The sequence below is a fragment of the Azospirillum lipoferum genome, assembly GCF_024170005.1.
GTDB lineage: Bacteria > Pseudomonadota > Alphaproteobacteria > Azospirillales > Azospirillaceae > Azospirillum > Azospirillum lipoferum.
Genome location: NZ_JALJXJ010000025.1, coordinates 44,278 through 58,805, shown reverse-complemented (window position 1 = coordinate 58,805; position 14,528 = coordinate 44,278). Strand labels below are relative to the sequence as shown.

17 protein-coding genes are annotated in these 14,528 nt (G+C 67.5%); 13 read left to right on the top strand and 4 right to left on the bottom strand.

The annotated features are described in order from the left end of the window. The first annotated feature begins 5 nt into the window (after nt 1-5). Both J2848_RS33995 and J2848_RS33990 read left to right on the top strand, forming a co-directional pair. Nucleotides 6-722, top strand: a complete 717-nt coding sequence (locus J2848_RS33995; RefSeq protein WP_149235547.1) for a Crp/Fnr family transcriptional regulator — start codon at nt 6-8, stop codon at nt 720-722. A 114-nt stretch (nt 723-836) separates the two neighbouring features. Then, a complete protein-coding gene (locus J2848_RS33990; RefSeq protein ID WP_149235546.1) occupies nt 837-1,055 on the top strand; it encodes a DUF1858 domain-containing protein in 219 nt (72 codons plus the stop codon). 93 nt (nt 1,056-1,148) lie between these two features. Here J2848_RS33990 and J2848_RS33985 read toward each other — a convergent pair whose 3' ends face one another. Then, on the bottom strand, nt 1,149-1,289 hold the full coding sequence (locus tag J2848_RS33985; RefSeq protein ID WP_170307311.1) for a hypothetical protein: 141 nt from the start codon (nt 1,287-1,289) through the stop codon (nt 1,149-1,151). Nucleotides 1,290-1,343: 54 nt separating this feature from the next. Further along, entirely contained in the window at nt 1,344-1,778 is a 435-nt protein-coding gene (locus J2848_RS33980) for a DUF983 domain-containing protein (protein WP_149235545.1), read from the bottom strand. 421 nt (nt 1,779-2,199) lie between these two features. Here J2848_RS33980 and J2848_RS33975 point away from each other — a divergent pair, with 421 nt between their 5' ends. Together J2848_RS33975 and J2848_RS33970 are read left to right on the top strand one after the other, a co-directional pair. Next, nucleotides 2,200-2,730 (top strand): DUF2249 domain-containing protein, encoded by a 531-nt coding sequence (locus J2848_RS33975; RefSeq protein ID WP_149235544.1) that lies wholly within the window; start codon nt 2,200-2,202, stop codon nt 2,728-2,730. Nucleotides 2,731-2,835: 105 nt separating this feature from the next. Beyond that, nucleotides 2,836-3,738, top strand: coding sequence for an SDR family oxidoreductase (locus tag J2848_RS33970; protein ID WP_149235543.1), 903 nt, complete (start codon nt 2,836-2,838; stop codon nt 3,736-3,738). Nucleotides 3,739-3,750: 12 nt separating this feature from the next. Here J2848_RS33970 and J2848_RS33965 read toward each other — a convergent pair whose 3' ends face one another. After that, nucleotides 3,751-3,903, bottom strand: coding sequence for a hypothetical protein (locus J2848_RS33965; RefSeq protein WP_170307310.1), 153 nt, complete (start codon nt 3,901-3,903; stop codon nt 3,751-3,753). Nucleotides 3,904-4,120: 217 nt separating this feature from the next. Between J2848_RS33965 and J2848_RS33960 the strand changes: the two genes are divergently transcribed. The 8 genes from J2848_RS33960 (at nt 4,121) to J2848_RS33925 (ending at nt 12,146) form a co-directional block, all read left to right on the top strand. Further along, nucleotides 4,121-4,546 carry a VOC family protein gene (locus tag J2848_RS33960; RefSeq protein ID WP_149235542.1) on the top strand — a complete coding sequence of 142 codons (426 nt, stop codon included), beginning with the start codon at nt 4,121-4,123 and terminating at the stop codon, nt 4,544-4,546. A 111-nt stretch (nt 4,547-4,657) separates the two neighbouring features. Continuing rightward, nucleotides 4,658-5,155, top strand: coding sequence for a hemerythrin domain-containing protein (locus J2848_RS33955; protein WP_149235541.1), 498 nt, complete (start codon nt 4,658-4,660; stop codon nt 5,153-5,155). A 346-nt stretch (nt 5,156-5,501) separates the two neighbouring features. Continuing rightward, nucleotides 5,502-7,691, top strand: coding sequence for a glycosyltransferase family protein (locus J2848_RS33950; protein ID WP_170307309.1), 2,190 nt, complete (start codon nt 5,502-5,504; stop codon nt 7,689-7,691). Nucleotides 7,692-7,705: 14 nt separating this feature from the next. Further along, nucleotides 7,706-9,004, top strand: a complete 1,299-nt coding sequence (locus tag J2848_RS33945) for a glycosyltransferase family 4 protein (protein WP_170307308.1) — start codon at nt 7,706-7,708, stop codon at nt 9,002-9,004. After that, nucleotides 9,004-9,801: a methyltransferase, TIGR04325 family gene (locus tag J2848_RS33940; RefSeq protein ID WP_170307307.1), complete on the top strand. Its 798-nt coding sequence runs from the start codon at nt 9,004-9,006 to the stop codon at nt 9,799-9,801. Before J2848_RS33945 ends, J2848_RS33940 begins: the two co-directional genes overlap by 1 nt. Further along, nucleotides 9,798-10,229 carry a hypothetical protein gene (locus tag J2848_RS33935; RefSeq protein WP_149235538.1) on the top strand — a complete coding sequence of 144 codons (432 nt, stop codon included), beginning with the start codon at nt 9,798-9,800 and terminating at the stop codon, nt 10,227-10,229. Before J2848_RS33940 ends, J2848_RS33935 begins: the two co-directional genes overlap by 4 nt. Before the next feature lie 34 nt (nt 10,230-10,263). After that, the gene (locus J2848_RS33930) at nt 10,264-11,367 is read left to right on the top strand and encodes a DegT/DnrJ/EryC1/StrS family aminotransferase (RefSeq protein WP_149235537.1); all 1,104 of its coding nucleotides are present in this window, start codon (nt 10,264-10,266) and stop codon (nt 11,365-11,367) included. Next, complete coding sequence (locus tag J2848_RS33925; protein ID WP_149235536.1) at nt 11,364-12,146, top strand: class I SAM-dependent DNA methyltransferase; 783 nt, start codon at nt 11,364-11,366, stop codon at nt 12,144-12,146. The genes J2848_RS33930 and J2848_RS33925 overlap by 4 nt, the downstream gene beginning before the upstream one ends. 6 nt (nt 12,147-12,152) lie before the next feature. Here J2848_RS33925 and J2848_RS33920 read toward each other — a convergent pair whose 3' ends face one another. Then, complete coding sequence (locus J2848_RS33920; protein ID WP_149235535.1) at nt 12,153-12,971, bottom strand: sulfotransferase domain-containing protein; 819 nt, start codon at nt 12,969-12,971, stop codon at nt 12,153-12,155. 281 nt (nt 12,972-13,252) lie between these two features. On the opposite strand from J2848_RS33920, the gene J2848_RS33915 reads away from it, so the two are divergent. Beyond that, nucleotides 13,253-14,515 (top strand): tetratricopeptide repeat protein, encoded by a 1,263-nt coding sequence (locus J2848_RS33915; protein WP_149235534.1) that lies wholly within the window; start codon nt 13,253-13,255, stop codon nt 14,513-14,515. Nucleotides 14,516-14,528 lie beyond the last annotated feature (13 nt).

Sequence of the window (14,528 nt, the reverse complement as noted above, 5' to 3'; positions counted from 1 at the left end):
CCGCCATGCCTCCGCCCCCCGATCCCGCCCTGCTGCGCGGCATGCCGCTGTTCGCCGGGCTGGGTGCCGATGCGCTGGCCGACGCGGTGGGGCTGGCGCGACCCCGGCTGCACCCGCGCGGCACCGCCATCTTCACCCAGGGGGAACCGGCGGCGGCCGGCCATGCGCTGATCGACGGGCGGGTGAAGATCGTCCAGACCGGCCCGGACGGGCAGCAGGTGGTGATGCGCTTCATCGGCCCCGGCGAGATGTTCGGGACTCTGGCGATCTTCACCGACGGGCTCTATCCGGCCGATGCCGTCGCGGTGGCCGATTGCGTCGAGCTGTCCTGGCCGGCCGCGGCGATGACCGAACTGATGGACCGCCATCCCATGATCGCCCGCAACGCGCTGTCGATCATCGGCGGCCGGCTGCGCGAGTTGCAGAACCGCCTGCGCGAGGTGGCGACCGAACGGGTGGAACGGCGCATCGCCCACGCCCTGCTGCGGCTGGTCCGGCAGGCCGGGCGGCGGGTCGAAGCGGGGGTGGAGATCGATTTTCCGCTGTCGCGCCAGGATGTGGCGGAGATGACGGGGACGACGCTGCACACCGTCAGCCGCACCCTGTCGGCCTGGGAAAGCCAGGGAATCGTCGAGAGCGGCCGGCAGCAGGTGGTGATCCGCAAGCCCCATGCCCTGGTCGCCATCGCCGAGGATCTGCCGCCGGTGCCCAAGCGGGAGTGACCGCCGCCCATTCGGCCGCCCATTCGATTAATCAGGCGGTTGTGGTGGCGCGAAGACGGCGGCCTGCCGGGAAGGCAGGGTGGCGGCCTGTCCCCGGTGCAGGAGCATGCCGATATGGAAGTCGCCGATATGACCATGGCCGCGCTGATGAGCGGCCGGCCGGCGGTGGTGCCGGTGCTGCTGCGCCATGGTCTCGCCTGCCCCGGCTGCGCCATGGCGCCCTTCATGACGGTGCGCGAAGCGGCCGAGGCCTATGGGCTGGAGCTTGGTCCCCTGCTGGACAATCTCACCGCCGCGGATCGGCATCCGGCCCTTTCGGCAGAGATCGGGTGATGACAGGCGTCGTTGCGAAATCGCCCATCCATAGCAACGAAGCTCCGATATCCGAGGTCCCGACCGTGGCGCAAGGATGTGTGCGGCGGGCGATTACGGTCCGCTGGTTTCGCTATTCTTCTTCGCCCGCTCCTTCTTCGCTTGATCGTGGTGCCACTTGATGGCGAAGAACATGCCCGTGCCCAGCACGATAATCTTGAACGGAAAGAAGACCAAAGGGAACCAATCATACATTTTGGACATCTCCAAGCTATGACGCCATCCATCGTCAGGGGGACCTGACGGCAGTCAGGCCGGGCGCGAATCTTCGTCTGCGGGCCGGGCAGCAGGCGGCTGGGTCGGCGCGGCTGTACCGAAACGGGCTTCCTCGGCCTTGTAGAAGTACTGGCTGGCCACCAGCCAGCCCTTCAACGGCCGCAAGGGCGGAATGCAGGTCAGCAACAGGAACGGCAGGGTCGTGACGAGATGCACCCAGTAAGGGGGCTCAAACTTTACCTCGATCCAGAACGCCAGGATGACCGTGGGAATGCAGGCGAAGCAGATGACGAAGAAGGCGGGACCATCAGCCGGATCGGCGTAGGAGTAGTCCAGACCACAGACCTCGCAGTGGGAGCGCAGCGTCAGGAAGCCGCTGAACAGGTGTCCCTGGCCGCAGCGTGGGCAGCGACCATGCAGGCCGGTGCCGAGAGGGGGAAGAGGCGTCCACTCCTGTTCGGATGACATCGCGTATTCCTTCGGGCGGCAATGGCAAGGAATGCATGCAGACAATGCATTATCTTATGCGCCATCAAGGCCTACAATGTCAACCTGAATGCATGCAGTGCGACGCCGAAATTCATACAGTCATGGAAAATCCCATCCACATACAATGTGATATTGTATGTCACTGATTGTACGGAATGAAAGGAAACATGCGCTTTCGTCCGCCAGCGCGCGGCGCTGGGGGCAAGGCTGCAGTCACAGTTCCAGCCGCCCTTCATCGTTTCACGGAGCTGCGGTTCCGCTGGATCGATAACGTCCGATTTCCGGACTGCCAAGCGGTCTATCCGCTCCGGCGTTTGTGCTGGAGCAAAGATGAGGAGCGGCGATCCGGGGTACAGCGGGGCATGGCGATCCTGCCGCTTCCCCATGCCCCAGACGGACGATGATACCGACCACCACCGCCCCAACCGCCCAGGCCGATACCGACCAAGCCGAACCGGTTCTCGATCTCCGCGCCATCCCGCCCTATCAGCGCCACCAGCTGATCTTCGCGTCGGTGCAGGATCTGACGCCCGGCGACGGCTTCTCGCTGGTCAACGACCATGACCCGCGTCCGCTGCACCACCAGCTGCTCAGCCTGTTCGGTGCCGGATTCTCCTGGGAATACCTCCAGCGGGGCCCCGAGGTCTGGCAGGTCCGCATCGCCCGGCCCGAGGGGGCGGCGGCGACCAGCCTGCGCGTGCGCGTCGACCGCAACGGCGACGTCACGGTCGCGGCGGCCGACGCGCGGCTGGGGCCGGACGGCAGCGGCGCCTCGGTCTGCGAGGTGACGGACGTCCCGCCCGGCACGCTGGAGGGCGACGTGCTGGCGCTGCTGCAAGGGGTGATCCCGCCGGCCGGCGTGGTCAGCATCGCGTATGAGCGGCTGCTGGCCCGGCGCAACGGGTCCTGCTGCGGCGGCATGTGCGGCTGAGCACCCTCTGGGCCAGAAGGTCAGGGTTGCGGCAACCATTCCCGTCCCGCCCGGTTCTGTGTGTGAGGCATCGCCGCTTCGCACACGCCGGATCAGGAGACAGCCATGGACCGCAAGGACGACACCGTCACGCCGCAGGACCCGCGCGGCAAATATCCGCGCCCGCCCTTCAACGGCCAGTCGCAGCCCTGGCCGGGGCTGGCACGCGACATGGACCCGCCGCCCGACCATGGCGAGACCAGCTACAAGGGCTCCGGCCGGCTGGCGGGGCGCAGGGCGCTGATCACCGGCGGCGATTCCGGCATGGGCCGGGCCGCCGCCATCGCCTATGCCCGCGAGGGCGCCGACGTCGCCATCAACTATTTCCCGACCGAGGAGCCGGACGCCCAGGACGTCGTCGCCCTGATCGAGGAGGCCGGCCGCAAGGCGGTGGCGATCCCCGGCGACCTGCGCGACGAGGCCTTCTGCCGGAAGCTGGTGGACGATGCGGTCGCCGGGCTGGGCGGGCTGGACATCCTGGTCTGCAACGCGGCGCGCCAGCAGGCCTTTCCGTCGATCCTCGACGTCAGCAGCGAGGAGTTCGACGCGACGATGAAGACCAACATCTATGCCCCCTTCTGGATCATCAAGGCCGCCCTGCCCCACCTGACGCCGGGATCGGTCATCATCGGCACCACGTCGGAACAGGCCTACGACCCGACGCCGGATTTGTACGCCTATGCCCAGACCAAGGCGGCGACGATGAACTACGTCAAGTCGCTGGCCAAGCAGCTGGCGGAAAAGGGCATCCGCGTCAACGGCGTGGCCCCCGGACCGATCTGGACCCCGCTTCAGGTCAGCGGCGGCGCCAGCCAGGAGAAGCTGAAGCAGTTCGGCAGCCAGACCCCGTTCGGCCGTCCCGGCCAGCCGGCCGAACTCGCCAGCATCTATGTCCAGCTCGCCGCGGAGGATGCCAGCTTCACCACCGGCCATGTCTATGGCGCCGCGGGCGGCAGCGGCCAGCCGTAACGGGGGCCGGCCCTATCCCATCATGTCCTCGCCGGACCGTTGGCGGCTGGATTGGGCGCTCCTTGCCCCGGCGATATCCGACGGCAGGGCGGCACAGAGATCGAATCCGGCCAGCAGACCCAGGCTGAGGAGTGACGTGGCGGCGGTGATGCAGAGGATGGTCATGGGATCGCTCCGTCCGAAGAGGCTCACATCTCGGTGCCGTCCATTTGCCCGAGGGCGGTTGGCGGCGTTGGAGCGATCCTGGGCGAATTTCAGTCCCGCTGCTGTGAGGGGCGCCACAGGCCGGTTCAAGTCGGATCGCTCCTTGAGCCGGCCGGCGGTCTTATAATAAAATCCGCCACCTGATATTTTTAAGTCCTTAGATTTGTAAGGAATTCCGATGGTGGATACTGCACCAACTCTGAACGGCGTGCTCGAGACCGGCCTCTATGTGGACGACCTTGCAAAGGCTCGTGCCTTCTATGAGGGCATCGTTGGCCTGCGGGCGATGTCCCTGAGCGACCGGCTCGCCGCCTATCCCGTCGGACCACGGAGCGTGCTGCTGCTGTTCCAGAAGGGGCTGACCGACCAGCCGCTCGACACGCCCGGCGGGACGATCCCTCCGCATGGCGGGAACGGACAGCTTCATTATGCGTTCGCCATCTCGGCCGATCAGGTGGATGGCTGGCTGGCAAGGCTCGCGGACCATGACGTCGCGGTCGAAGGCGACGTGTCCTGGCGCAAGGGCGCGCGCAGCATCTATTTCCGCGATCCCGACGGGAATCTGCTGGAACTCGTGACGCCCGGGCTGTGGGAGAATTACTGACGGACGCTGGCGGAAAGTTGTTTACGGTGGCGCAACGATGCCGGACCCGCCCGCCGGCATGCTGGCTTCAACGCCGCCCAATCAAGGGCGGCACCGGTTGGAGACAGCATCATGACCAAAATTGCCCTCAACACCGCGCTCTACCGCGACCACCATGCCAATGTCGGCCAACTGGTCGGCCGCATCGAGGCGCTGCTTGCCTCACGCTCGGTGGAAACCGACCCGGCGGCGCTGATCGCCACGGTACGGGAGCTGTTCGGCATCTTCGCCGTCCACCTGTCGCTGGAGGACAGCGCGCTCTATCCCCGGCTGCTGGCCCATCCGGACGCCGCCTTGCGCGGCACGGCGGCGCGGTTCCAGGCGGAGATGGGCAATCTGCGGGCGCGGTTCGACCAATACCGCACGCGCGTTTCCGGTCATAGCGTGCGCCAGTCGATGGCGGGCCGTGTCACTGATCGAGCGGGCGCCGTGCCACGCGCTGGAGTTGATCAGGCCACGTCGCATACGCACCGCTTCTTAACTGTTTTGTGCAACCGGCGGCGATCGATACACGATGAGCCATCTTCTCCATGCCTATTGGTTTGCCCGTGGAGGAGCGCAACAGGTTGACCGCCCCCACGCTCACCCTCAGAGATCACGTGCTGCCTCACTGCGCCGTCCTCGCCCCTCACCTCCATCATGACCCGCCACTTCATCGCGCCCTTGGCTCGCTGACATCCGAGCGCCCTCCGCCATTCGCCCCCAGGTTTGCGACGGCTTCATTTGCCACGGCGGCACGAGCGGCGGAGGAATGACCCATGTATTTATCTTTTATTAACAGGCCGGCACCGAGCATGGTCGTACACCCACAGTTTCCCCGGCCGCCGATCCGGCCCAACAGGTGAGAGCACGCCCGGTTCATGCAATCGATGCATCCCGCCGCGATTCCTGCTGCGGACAGCGCGAGGGTCGCGCGGTGACTGGCAGGCGTTCCAACGGCGTGCTGCGCGTCGCGCTGTTCGAACCTTTCGCCATAGATGCCGAGTGGGCCGAGCGCGAACTGTCCTTGCGAATGCTGTCTGCCCTGGGCGCCAAGGGCTGGGAAGCCGCCATGGTCCGTCGCGCGGCGGAGATCGAGAGTTTCGATCCCGATCTGGTCATGTCGCTGCATCCCCAGGTCGCGCCGAAGCTGACCGGGCACCTGACCATGGCGTGCGACTGGAACCCGCCGCAGCTTCACGCCTCGCACCGCTTCTTCGCCCAGAACGAACGGTCGTATGACGGCTGGCTCACCGCCAATGAGGGGATGCGGCGGCGGATGGCGGACCTGTTCTGGCCGACCGCGCGCCCGCTGCTGACCGCCCCGATGTATCCCAGCTCTCCCGCACTGGCGCTGGAACCGAGACTGGGTCCGGACAGCCGGCTGTTCTACATCGGCTCCAACTGGGACGGCAGGCGCTTTCCGCTGATGCTGAGCCTGCTGGCAAAGGAGGGCGTGCTGGCGCTGCATGGCCGCCGCGACCGGTGGGAGTATATGGCCGATGCCTTCGCCGGCGAGTTGCCGTTCGACGGGCATTCGGTGATCGAGCGTGCCAACGCCTGCGGGATGGGGCTGTGCCTGCATCTTCAGCCGCATGTCGAAACCGGCATCCCGAACATGCGCATCTTCGAACTGTCGGCCGCCGGGGCGCTGACCATCGCCGGCCATCATCCCTTCATCATGGAGGCGTTCGGCGACAGCGTCCTTTATGTCGACACCGCCGCCGGCGAACTGGAGACGGCCGAGCAGATCCTCGCCCATGTCGCCTGGGCGCGGGCCAACCCGGCGCGCGGCCGGGCGATGGCGCGGGACGCGCAGGCGATCTTCCTGGAGAAATTCAGCCTCGAGGTGCTGTTCGATCCCCTCCCCGAGCTCGTGGCCGACGCCCGGCCGAGGCTCGGCCTGACGCCGGCCCGCAGCGGAGCGCCGCCGGTTCCCGTCGATCTGGTGCTGCCGGTGGAGGAGGACGGGTGGGACGACGCTCTCCAACGGCTGGAAGCGGTGGCCGGGCAGACGGCCGGCCCTGTCGGCGTGGTGCTCGTCCTGCCGGACGGCATGCGGGAGACCGTGCCGGACAGGCTCGTCCGCCGGCTTGCCTCCCTGCGCGTCCTGGCGATGGCGACCGCTCTGCCGTCGGGATCCCGCCTGTGGGCCGGTCTGCGGGCCGCGGAGGCCGGGTGGGTCGGCATCCTGCCGCCCGGGGCGCGACCCTTTCCCAACCATGTCGCGGCGCTGCTGGCCGCGGCGCAGGACCTCGGCGTCGACGCCGTCCATGGCGGGGCGCTCCAGCCGATGCTGCCGGAGGAGATGGTGGAGCTTTACCAAGCGGAACTGCGGCCGACCGCCATCGGCTTCGACGCCATCGACGCCACCAGCCCCGCATCCACCGCGGCTACCCTGCATCCGGCGAGCCTGCTGGTGCGGCGGGAGCGTCTTAAGGCCATCCTGCGCCGCGATCCGGAGCTTGGCGGCGCGGCGGCGGCCTTCCTGGCCCATCGGGTCGCCGCGCAGGCTCCCCTGGGATGCAGCGGCCTGCTCACCCTGCGCGCCGCCGAGCGGGCGGATGCCGGGCTGGCGGCAGAGCAGGAGCGGCTTTGCCGCCTGACAGCCCTCACGCCCGCTCCGTCCACTGCCACGGCCGCACCGTCGCCGCCTCCGGAGCAGGTGACCTGCTACTTCGACTTCGATCCGAAATTCGCCGCGCGCCTGCCGCGCCTGTGCCGGGATGCGGACTTCGCGGCCCTTCCCGGCGACCGGCCCATCTACCTCTACGGCGCGTCGCGCGGCGGGCGCATCCTGCAGATGGCGCTCGGCAAATGGGAAAACCTGACGCTGGCCGGCTTTCTGGACGGGATGCGCAAGGGCAAGGCGTGGGACCTGACCGTGACGACACCGGAGGCCGTCGCCGACGTGCTCCGCGATGCGACGGTCATCATCTCCAGCCAATATGTCTCGGAGATCGCCAAGCGCCTGCTGCGGGTCGGTATCGCCGATCCCTACAACGCCTACCCGTTCATCGTGCAGCATATCCGGTCGGAGGCCCAGCGGAAGGCCCGGTCGGAGGTGGAGCAGCAGTTGCAGGACGCATCCGTGCATCCGTCCGAAGAGCCATCCCGCCGGGGCTGAAGAGGAGTGGGACCATGCGCGTCGGCGTCTACAGAGGGTTTCCCGCATCGGCGGGAGGTGGCTTCCAGTACGAGGCGTCCCTGCTGGACGCCCTGTCGGACCTGACCCCGCAGGTCCTCTATGATCTGGTCTGCGTCAATCCCGCGGGGGAAAGCCTGCGCGGGATCCTGCAGTCCCGCCATCTCCATTACGGCCGGATGCCGATCCTGCCGCTGGGCGATCTGGACATCCAGCAGGGGCCGCCCGAATCCTATCTGTCCACCGATGGCGAGGGTGGGCGCCCGCCACCCCCGACGGAAGAGATCGTGCTGAACACCGCCATGGGACGGGCCCTGCGCGAGGAAGACGTCGACCTTCTGCTCACCCTCCACCCGTCGCTGATCGGGCCGGAGGCGCTGATCCCCTTCATCGTGCCGATCCATGACCTGCAACACCGCCTCCAGCCGGAGTTCCCCGAAGTCAGCGCCGACGGAATCACTGCCCTGCGGGAACAGGCCTACCGGACGATCTGCCGCTACGCCACCCTGGTTCTGGTCGATTCCGAGGCGGGACGGCAGGACGTGCTTCGCTTCTACGGCGACCTGATCGACGGCGACCGCATCCGGGTGCTGCCCTTCTTTCCGCCGGTCCGCCGGTCCCGCCCACCGACGGAGAGGGACCTCGCCAGGGCCCGGACTCGGTACGGCCTGCCGGAGCGTTATTACTTCTATCCGGCGCAGTTCTGGATGCACAAGAATCACCGCCTGATCGTCGAGGCCCTCGCCCGTCTTGCCGATGATGGCGACGCCGCCGTCAGGGTGGTGTTCGCCGGAAGCTACACGGAGAAATGGCGGGCGCGGAATTTCATCGATGTGATGGCCCTGGCGGACAGGCTGGGGGTACGCGACCGTATCCACTATCTCGGCTTCGTACCCGACCGCGACATGCCGGCGCTCTACAGCCTGTCGGCCGGGCTGGTCATGCCGACCTTCTTCGGTCCCACCAACATGCCGCCGCTGGAAGCCTGGAGCTTCGGCCGGCCGGTCATCGTCAGCGATCTGCCCAGCATCCGCGACCAGCTCGGCGACGGCGCCCTCTACATCGATCCGCGCGATGCGGCCTCGCTGGCCGGCGCCATGCGCAGGCTGTGGCATGACGACGCCCTGGCGGCGACCCTGGCCGCCAACGGCGCCCGCCGCCTTGCCGGCTACCGGCATGAGGATTTCCTGGCGCTTCTGCGGAGCATCCTGGATGAAGCGGTGGATCGTGTCCGCACCCGCCGCACTCCCGCCTATCCGATCGCATGGCCGCAAGAAGCCGGGGGAGTGGGGTGATGGGCCTGTTCAGCGGCATCTACGGCGACCATGCCGCTGCCCGGCCGGGCACCCGGACCTACGACGACCCGCGGGTGGTGGCGAGGCTGGTGGAGGCGCGGTCGGCGTTCCGCTGGGACGGGGTGCTCGCCCCCCTGTACCAGCAGCTTGCCGCCGCACTCCTGGCCGCAGCGACGCGCGGGGGAGGCTTCGACGGCCGGCTGAGCGTCTGCGATTTCGGTGGCGGGCTGGGAAACGGGCATGCCGTGCTGTCCGCCATCCTGGGCGAGGCCGTCCGGCTGGAGTGGGACGTGGTGGAAACCCCGGCCCTGGCGCAGGCCGGCAATGAGCGCTTCGCCGGCGGCGGCCTGCGCTTCCATGACTCGCTCGACGCGCTGGAGGGTCGGGTCCACGACCTGATCCTGGTTTCGGGCGTGCTGCAATATCTGCCCGATCCGCAAGCGGTTTTCGCCCGGCTGGCGCACCGGCCGCACCGCCACATGGTGATGAACCGCTTTCCCGTCCGGCAGGCGGCGGAGCCGGTGGCCGCCGACCTCTGCACGGTGCAGGATCTGGCGCTTCTCCAGCCCGGGGTGTCGGTGCCGCACTGGTGCTTCTCCGAGGAGCGTTGGCGTCGCATCATCGGCGCCACGCACGCCACCGTCATGCGCTGGAGCGATGATTTCGACGGGCGGCACGGGCTGGACGACGGCAGCGAGCTGTCGTTCATCGGCATGCTGCTGTCCCGCCATCCCGCCCCAGGGCCCGCCCCAGAGCCCGCCCCGAGCCCCGCACCAGCCTGGATGCCGCCGCCATGATCGAAACCATCGACCATGACGGCCGCACCCTGGCGATCATCGTCCGCGCCGAATTCCGCGAGCCGGGCATCACCTTCTTCACACCGTCCAGCTTCTCGCAGCAGCTGGCCTTCATGCGCCACCCCGCAGGAAAAGCGATCACAGCGCACCTGCACAACCCGGTGCATCGGGAGGTCGATTACACCCAGGAGGTTCTGCTAATCCGGCGCGGGCTTCTGCGGGTCGACTTCTACGACGGCGACCGGACCTATCTGCACAGCCGGCTTCTGCGGGCCGGCGACGTCATCCTTCTCGCGTCGGGCGGACACGGTTTCCAGGTGATCGAGGAGGTCGAGATGGTCGAGGTCAAGCAGGGGCCCTTCGCCGGTGCCCCCGACAAGAGCTGCTTCGACGGCGCCGGCCCCGAGCGGATCGTGATGGAACAGTGAGCGCCGCCAGCCGGCAGGGAAAGGACAAGTCTCCGTGATCGTCGTGAGCGAGCCGTTGCTGAACGGCAGGGAACTGGATTACGTCCGTGAAGCGGTCGAGACCGGCTGGATCTCCTCGGAAGGCCGGTTCATCGCGGAATTCGAGCGCCGCTGGGCCGAGTATTGCGGCGCGGCGCATGGCGTGGCCATGTCCAGCGGCACCGCCGCCCTCCAACTCGCCATGCGCGCGCTCGATCTGGAGCCGGGGTCTGAGGTCATCCTGCCGAGCTGCACGATCATCTCCTGCGCGGTGGCGATCATCGAGGCCGGCTGCGTGCCCGTGCTGGTCGACAGCGACCCGGAAAGCTGGTGCCTCGACCCCGATCAGGTCGCGGCGAAGATCACGCCGCGCACCCGTGCCATCATGCCGGTCCATCTCTTCGGCCATCCCTGCGACATGACCCCGCTGTGGGAACTGGCGGAGCGGCACGGGCTGCACATCGTCGAGGACGCCGCCGAGGCGCACGGTGCCGAATACCGTGGACGCCGTTGCGGCGGGCTGGGAACGCTCGGCTGCTTCAGCTTCTACGCCAACAAGATCGTCACCACCGGCGAAGGCGGCATGGTCGTCACCAACGATCCCGCCCTCGCCGACCGGCTGCGCTCGCTGCGCAACCTGTGTTTCCGCCGCGACCGGCGCTTCCTGCACAGCGAACTGGGCACCAATGCCCGGCTGACCAATCTCCAGGCCGCCATCGGTCTGGCCCAGGTCGAGCGCATCGGCGACCATATCGCCCGCAAACGCCACATCGCCGCGCAGTATGGCGCGCGGCTGGCCGGACTGCCGCTCGCCTTGCCGGTCGAGCGCCCCTGGGCGCGCAGCGTGTACTGGATGTACGGGATCGTGCTGGATGACGCGGTGCCGTTCGACGCGGCCGAATGCGCGCTCCGCCTGCGCGCGCTCGGGGTGGACAGCCGCCCCTTCTTCCTCGGCATGCATGAACAGCCGGCCCTGCTGGAGCGCGGCCTGTTCCGCGGGGAGCGCTATCCGGTGGCGGAAAGGCTGGCGCGGCGGGCGCTGTATCTGCCGTCCGGCCTCACCCTGTCCGACACCGATCTGGAACTGGCGGCCGACGCGGTGCGGGAGGTGCTGGCATGAGCGGCATTTTCGGACCCGCCTACGCGGCGGTCTATGACGCGCTGTATGGCGAGAAGGATTATGCGGGCGAAACCGACCTGATCGCGCGCCTGTTCGCCCTGCATGCGGACGGCCCCGTCGCGAGCGTGCTGGACCTCGGCTGCGGGACCGGTGGGCATGCCCTGCCGCTGGCGGCGCGTGGGCTGCGCGTGACGGGGGTGGACCGTTCCCCGGCCATGCTCGCCCGCGCCCGCGTGAAGGCGGCGGAGATCACCTCAGCGGCCGTCGCCCCGCCCGAGTTCATCGAGGCCGATGTCCGGACGCTTCGCCTTGGTCGGGTCTTCGATGCCGCGATCATGATGTTCGCCGTGCTCGGCTATCAGCAGGACGACGAGGCGCTGCTGGCCACGCTGGCCGCGGTCCGGCGCCATCTGCCGCCGTCCGGCCTTTTCCTCTTCGACATCTGGTACGGCCCCGCCGTCCTCGCCCAGCGGCCGGGAGATCGGGTGCGGATGATTTCCCAGGCGGACGGGCGGATTCTCAGGACCACGCGGTCGGACCTCGACATCCGGGCCCAGATTTGCCGGGTCGACTTCCATGTGCTCAGGCTTGCCGGCGACCGGATCGTCGGCGAGGACCGGGAGACGCATGCCATGCGCTTCTTCTTCGACCGGGAACTCGGTCTGGCGCTTGCCGCCTGCGGTTTCCGGCTGGAGGCGCTCCGTGCCTTTCCGGACGTCGGCCGCGAGCCGGACGAAACGACATGGACCGTGATCGGTGTCGCGCGCGCCCTGCCGTGACGCCGGTCAGCCCGCCGCCGCGCCGGCGCCGGGGAAATAGGTGGACAACTCGGTACCGAAAATCCGGTCGGCCAGCGCCCGTTCCTCACCGGTCAGCAGGGTGGCGTAGCAGTCGCGATGGCCTTTGTTGACGAAGCGGCGCCCACCTTCATAGCTGCGCGCGAGTTCCGGCCGGTAGAAGACGCCGGTGCGCCGGTTGCGGACCTCCTCCGCCTCCAGCGCGGCCATCGCCGCCATCCCGCTGCGTTCGACCGCCATCGCCTGCCGCTCGGCCGGAACCGGCAGGTCGAGGAAACGCAGGATGGCCGCCAGTTCACGGCTGGGGTGGTCGACCAGATCGGTGTAGGTGACGAGATGCACCGGGATTTCGCTTTGGTCCATCCAGGAACGGACATGCCGCAGCCAACTCCCGGCAACCTCGAACTCCTCCCCGCCGGTCGCCAGCCAGCGATGGACGAAGTGACGGAACGTGGTGCCGTCGGTCGGATTGCCGTCCCCGTCGGCGCCGGTCATGCCGGGGTTCAGGAACCGGCGGTAGTCCCACGCCGACATCATGACGTCGACGGGGTGACGGATCAGATACACCGCCTTGGCCGTCCGCCGGACGCCGGGTCGGCCCGGTGCGAACGGGAAATGCGACTTGATGATCCGCCGCCCCTCCGGAGCGGCGAACCGCAGCGCCGGCCATGCGTGGATGTCGATCACGTAGGTCTTTTCGAGGTCGCCGATGTCAGCCACGTCGCCGAACAGGCAATGGAACATCAGGAATCCGAGATATGTCACTCCCGACTTCGGGAAGGCCGAAAGACTGATCAGGTCCCGCATGGATCGCCACCTCTCCACACCAGCTTCCAACCTCTCCCGACATCCTAAAAGAGAATAATATCAAAATCTACACAACCGAATTATCCGTCCAGTCTTCGCAAGAACCGGAAGATAACATTCATTTCTACAATCTCAAATTGCGATATCATCGTGTAGGATAATTCAGCCGCTGCGTTTCCGATAATTAATTATACGGGGCGGAATTTCCCTGATCCATTGAAATGCATAAAATGCTAAGCTTTTGGTGTTTTCCATCGTTGTGAAGGTGGACGAGGATACGGATGATCCGACCGGCATCGTCATTCCCAGGCGACACGACTGAGGAGGAAAACGGGTTCGACGGGTTCGCCGTCGGGAATTGGCGGGAGGAGATCCGCCGGTCCACCCTGTCCCATTACCATCATCGGATGGGTTTGGCGCTGGAGGCTTCTGGAGACCGCGATGCCGCCCTGAGGGCGTACGGACTGGCGGTGGCGGTGGATCCGGGCCGTTACGCGTCCGTGCTGCGCCTTGGCCGCCTGCTGCAGGAGGCCGGCGACCTGGAGCGCGCGCACTCCGTTCTGGCGCATGTCGATCCGGCCCATGGCGACGACCCGGATGCCCTGGCACGGGCGCTGGTCGACGAGGCGGAGGCCGCCAGGGACGACGGAATGACCGACGACGCGCTCGCCCTCATGGCCCATGCCATCGCCGTCAGCCCATGCGCCGCCTCCCATCTGCCCGATCTCACCGTCGAACTGGCCGGCCAGCTCCGCAACCGTCATGAGGATGCCTTGCACTGGTGCGACCTTGCGGCTCCCCATGCGCTGGACCTCTACGGCCTCCACCATCAGCGGGGCTTTTCCCTGCTTCTGCTGAACCGGCCGGACGAAGCGAGGCAGGAATTGGCGGCCTCGATCATGCTGGCGCCGGACCGGATACCGTCCTGGTATGTGCTCGGCCAATATCATCGGCTCCGCTTCGAAACCGAAGCCGCACTGGCGGCTTACCGGTGCGTTTGGGAAAGCGACCACGGTCTGCGCTGGTGGGCCGGTCTGATGATCGCGCAGACACTGCTGTCTGACGGCCGGCTTGGTGAAGCGATGGCCGCCTGCGACGCCGTCCGCCTGCGGAATCCCGATATGGAGTGGGCGATCATGATCCGGGGACTGGTGCAAATCCATGCGGGAGACCTCAACGAGGCTGCCCGTGCCTTCGACGGGGGCCGGCTGAACAATCCCGATACGGCAAGGGGACGCGTCTTCCGCGGCATACTTAGGCTTGCATGCTGCCGGCCACAGGCGGCGCTGGAGGATTTCGACGGCGGGCGCGGGGACTTCGTTTGCCTTGCCCTGCCCCGCCTCGGGCGGGCGCGGGCGCTGTTGGAGTTGGATGAGGAGGAGGAGGCATGCCGCTTGATAGGCTTGGCGGTGAAGGAGGAGGGCCAATGGGTCGCCGCCACGCTGCGGCTGCTGGGATCGCTCGGGCAGGCACTGGTTCCGCTCGTCGCCATCGTGGGGGGCGAAACCTCTCCCAAGGTCGCCATCGGTGAAATGCCGAATTGACGACGGACGCATT

Coding starts and splice junctions, on each gene's coding strand:
- J2848_RS33995 (WP_149235547.1), top strand. CDS start 6: ATGCCTCCGCCCCCCGATCCCGCCCTGCTGCGCGGCATGCCGCTGTTC.
- J2848_RS33990 (WP_149235546.1), top strand. CDS start 837: ATGGAAGTCGCCGATATGACCATGGCCGCGCTGATGAGCGGCCGGCCG.
- J2848_RS33985 (WP_170307311.1), bottom strand. CDS start 1,289: ATGTATGATTGGTTCCCTTTGGTCTTCTTTCCGTTCAAGATTATCGTG.
- J2848_RS33980 (WP_149235545.1), bottom strand. CDS start 1,778: ATGTCATCCGAACAGGAGTGGACGCCTCTTCCCCCTCTCGGCACCGGC.
- J2848_RS33975 (WP_149235544.1), top strand. CDS start 2,200: ATGATACCGACCACCACCGCCCCAACCGCCCAGGCCGATACCGACCAA.
- J2848_RS33970 (WP_149235543.1), top strand. CDS start 2,836: ATGGACCGCAAGGACGACACCGTCACGCCGCAGGACCCGCGCGGCAAA.
- J2848_RS33965 (WP_170307310.1), bottom strand. CDS start 3,903: ATGACCATCCTCTGCATCACCGCCGCCACGTCACTCCTCAGCCTGGGT.
- J2848_RS33960 (WP_149235542.1), top strand. CDS start 4,121: ATGGTGGATACTGCACCAACTCTGAACGGCGTGCTCGAGACCGGCCTC.
- J2848_RS33955 (WP_149235541.1), top strand. CDS start 4,658: ATGACCAAAATTGCCCTCAACACCGCGCTCTACCGCGACCACCATGCC.
- J2848_RS33945 (WP_170307308.1), top strand. CDS start 7,706: ATGCGCGTCGGCGTCTACAGAGGGTTTCCCGCATCGGCGGGAGGTGGC.
- J2848_RS33940 (WP_170307307.1), top strand. CDS start 9,004: ATGGGCCTGTTCAGCGGCATCTACGGCGACCATGCCGCTGCCCGGCCG.
- J2848_RS33935 (WP_149235538.1), top strand. CDS start 9,798: ATGATCGAAACCATCGACCATGACGGCCGCACCCTGGCGATCATCGTC.
- J2848_RS33925 (WP_149235536.1), top strand. CDS start 11,364: ATGAGCGGCATTTTCGGACCCGCCTACGCGGCGGTCTATGACGCGCTG.
- J2848_RS33920 (WP_149235535.1), bottom strand. CDS start 12,971: ATGCGGGACCTGATCAGTCTTTCGGCCTTCCCGAAGTCGGGAGTGACA.
- J2848_RS33915 (WP_149235534.1), top strand. CDS start 13,253: ATGATCCGACCGGCATCGTCATTCCCAGGCGACACGACTGAGGAGGAA.